The organism is Microbacterium sp. H6 (assembly GCF_003314775.1).
Taxonomy (GTDB): Bacteria; Actinomycetota; Actinomycetes; order Actinomycetales; family Microbacteriaceae; genus Microbacterium; species Microbacterium oxydans.
In genome coordinates this window covers 1-2154 of the sequence record NZ_QOAY01000246.1, presented here as the reverse complement: position 1 = coordinate 2154, position 2154 = coordinate 1, and the positions used below count along the sequence as shown (strand labels likewise).

Here is a 2154-nt window from a genome sequence, read left to right as displayed (position 1 = left end):
GGTCGAAGCGCCGGAACCGCAGCCCGCGGTGCAGGAGGGCGCAGCTGCGAACGTCGTCGAGCCCCCCGCCGTGGTCGAGCCTCCCGCTGCCGTCGAACCTCCCGCGGTGGTCGAGCCGCCTTCGGCCGTCGAACCCGCTCCGGCGGCACGCCCGCGAACGCATCCGATCGTCCTGCCGACGGTCGACGTCGCCGAACTCGGTGTCGCGGATCGCCTCGGTCTCTCCGACGAGGACGACGAGGAAGTGGGCCCGACCTCATGAGAATCGGACTCATCCTGACCGAAGCCCTCGTCGGACTCCGGCGGAACATCTCGATGGTGATCTCCGTCGTGCTGGTCACCTTCGTGTCCCTGACCTTCGTGGGCGCCGCGATCCTCATGCAGGGGCAGATCGGCGTCATGCGCGGCTACTGGGCCGAGCGCGCCCAGGTGGCTGTGTACATGTGCTCGGCCGTGTCGGAATCCGAGACGTGTCTCGACGGTGCGGCGAGCGAGGAGCAGGTCGCAGCCGTGCGTGCGCAGCTCGAGGGCGACGCGCTCAAACCGCTCATCAGCTCGATGACCTTCGACACCAAGGAAGAGACCTACGCCAAACTCGTCGACCAGCTCGGCGCGGACCAGGCGAGCGTGCTCACTCCCGACCAGGCCTTCGAAGTGTTCTTCGTGACCATGAAGGATCCCGGCCAGTCCCAGGTGCTCGCCGAAGCCTTCAGCGGACAGGCTGGGGTCGAGCAGGTGAAGGATCAGCTGCAGTACCTGGAGCCCCTGTTCTCCGCTTTGACCGTCGCGACCTACATCGCGGTCGGGATCGCCGTGCTCATGCTCATCGCCGCGACTCTCCTGATCGGCACGACGATCCGCCTGTCCGCGTATGCGAGGCGCAAGGAGATCGGCATCATGCGCCTCGTCGGCGCTTCCAACCGCTTCATCCAGACCCCGTTCGTGCTGGAGGGCGTGTTCGCGGCCTTCCTGGGGTCGGCCCTGGCCAGCGCCGCGGTCGTCGCCGGCGTGCACTTCGGCGTCAACGGCTATCTGCGGGGAAGGGTGCCGTTCATCACGACGTGGGTCACGATGCAGGACGCGGCACTGGTCGTCCCGGTGCTGATCGGCATCGGAGTGATCCTCGCCGCCCTGTCCGCGGGCTTCGCGATCCGACGCTGGCTGCGCACCTGATAGCCTGAAAGGCTGCGCGGTCGGATCGATCGATCGGGCTCATCACGGCAACAGGAGAGCATCATGCCCAGGGAACGCGGAGAGAAGGTCGTCGCGACCAATCGTCGCGCACGTCACGACTACGCCATCGAGAAGTCGTACGAGGCGGGGATGGTGCTCACCGGCACCGAGGTCAAGTCGCTGCGTCAGGGACGAGCCAACCTCAGCGACGGCTACGCGTTCGTCAAGGGGAACGAGGTCTTCCTCGACTCGGTGCACATCCCGGAGTACTCGCAGGGGCATTGGACGAACCATTCGGCCAAGCGCATCCGCAAGCTGCTGCTGCACCGTGAGGAGATCGCGAAGATCGCCCACGCCGTCTCGGCAGGGGGATACACCCTCATCCCGCTGAAGCTGTACTTCTCCGACGGTCGCGCCAAGGTCGAGATCGCCCTCGCCAAAGGTAAGCGCGAGTACGACAAGCGACAGACCCTGCGTGAGCGTCAGGACACCCGCGAAGCCGACCGCGCCATGCGTCTGCGCAACCGCGTGGGGGAGTGACCCTCGCGGGGGAAGCCGCCCTCACAGACGCGGCTCGAAGCCGAACACACGGCCGAGGAACGTCAGCTCGCGCTCGAGGGCGTCGACGATCGTGTCGGCGCTGCGGAATCCGTGCCCCTCGGCGGGGTACAGCACATACTCGTGGTCGACTCCGCGTGCCGCGAGCGCGTCTCGGATCGCCTCGGACTGCGAGGGCGGAACCACGCGATCCTCGCCGCCCTGCAGCAGCAGCACGGGCGCGTCGATCCGGTCGGCGTGCGTGAGCGGTGAACGCTCCACGTACAGGTGCTCGTGCTCGGGGAGGGGGCCGACCAGACCGTCGATGTACGACGCCTCGAAATCGTGGGTCTCCGCGACGAGCATGCGCAGATCGGCGACCCCGTAGCGGCTGATCCCGGCAGCGAAGGCTCCGCCCCGCACCAGCGTCGACAGCACGGTCCA

3 protein-coding genes and 1 pseudogene are annotated in these 2154 nt (G+C 67.5%); 3 read left to right on the top strand and 1 reads right to left on the bottom strand.

Features of this window, described 5'->3' with window-relative positions:
• The 3 genes and pseudogenes from DSP71_RS15665 to smpB form a co-directional block, all read left to right on the top strand.
• Positions 1-262, top strand: a pseudogene (locus tag DSP71_RS15665) (cell division ATP-binding protein FtsE); the annotation flags it as partial.
• The gene (gene ftsX, locus DSP71_RS15660; RefSeq protein WP_046749007.1) at positions 259-1173 is read left to right on the top strand and encodes a permease-like cell division protein FtsX; all 915 of its coding nucleotides are present in this window, start codon (positions 259-261) and stop codon (positions 1171-1173) included. The pseudogene DSP71_RS15665 and the gene ftsX, both read left to right, overlap by 4 nt.
• Positions 1174-1236: 63 nt before the next feature.
• Positions 1237-1713, top strand: coding sequence for an SsrA-binding protein SmpB (gene smpB, locus DSP71_RS15655; protein WP_046749008.1), 477 nt, complete (start codon positions 1237-1239; stop codon positions 1711-1713).
• A 21-nt stretch (positions 1714-1734) separates the two neighbouring features.
• On the opposite strand, the gene DSP71_RS15650 is transcribed toward smpB, so the two are convergent.
• Positions 1735-2154, bottom strand: a 420-nt coding sequence (locus DSP71_RS15650; RefSeq protein WP_147251341.1) for a S9 family peptidase, incomplete at its 5' end; no start/stop codon positions are given.

What these genes read in the sequence shown, in the direction of transcription:
- ftsX (WP_046749007.1), top strand. Translation starts at nt 259, where the DNA reads ATGAGAATCGGACTCATCCTGACCGAAGCCCTCGTCGGACTCCGGCGG.
- smpB (WP_046749008.1), top strand. Translation starts at nt 1,237, where the DNA reads ATGCCCAGGGAACGCGGAGAGAAGGTCGTCGCGACCAATCGTCGCGCA.